This window comes from Clostridium sp. AM34-9AC, assembly GCF_003480225.1.
GTDB classification, from domain to species: Bacteria; Bacillota; Clostridia; order Lachnospirales; family Lachnospiraceae; genus Acetatifactor; species Acetatifactor acetigignens.
The window spans coordinates 13,254-13,811 of the sequence record NZ_QUIU01000042.1; the positions used below are offsets into that span (position 1 = coordinate 13,254).

General features: G+C 48.4%; 1 protein-coding gene. It reads right to left on the bottom strand.

Going from position 1 to position 558, the window contains the following annotated elements; all coding sequences use genetic code 11:
* Nucleotides 1-558, bottom strand: a 558-nt coding sequence (locus tag DW835_RS17020; RefSeq protein ID WP_243037230.1) for a recombinase family protein, incomplete at both ends; no start/stop codon positions are given.

Below are 558 nucleotides of genomic sequence, written 5' to 3' on the forward strand. Positions count from 1 at the left end.
GCGGATATAGTGCATGGAACACTGGCGTAATCCCTGTCCGTTCTTGCTGCAATGGTAGTACCCGTATGGGTTTTTGTTCTGCTTGTTTTCCCCATAGGCTAAAGACCATCCGCAGTCTGCACATTTTATCAATCCTGCGAAAATCTGTGTCGTACCGTTTCTGCGTTTCCTGCGTCTGCTTGCAATCAGCTCTTGAACTTTTTGGAACACTTCTTCGGAAATGATGGCTTCGTGGGTATTTTCCACACGATACCATTCTTCCTGCGGCTTCCGCACCTTTTTCTTGTTCTTGAATGAAATGTTGCTCTGCTTGTTGTGAACGCTGTGACCGATGTAGGTTTCCTCTTTCAAAATGCTCTTGACCTGTGCAATCGTCCACGCATAGGCTTTTTCTGCGGGCGCACCGGCGTAGATATTAGCGAAAGTCCCGTATCTTTCATAGTTCAGCCAGCCGGGGGTAGGTACTTTTTCCTCCACCAGAATCCGTGTAATGCTGGCGGCTCCACGCCCATGTACAGCAAGGTCAAAAATCTTCTCTACAATCCAGCGTGTTTCCGG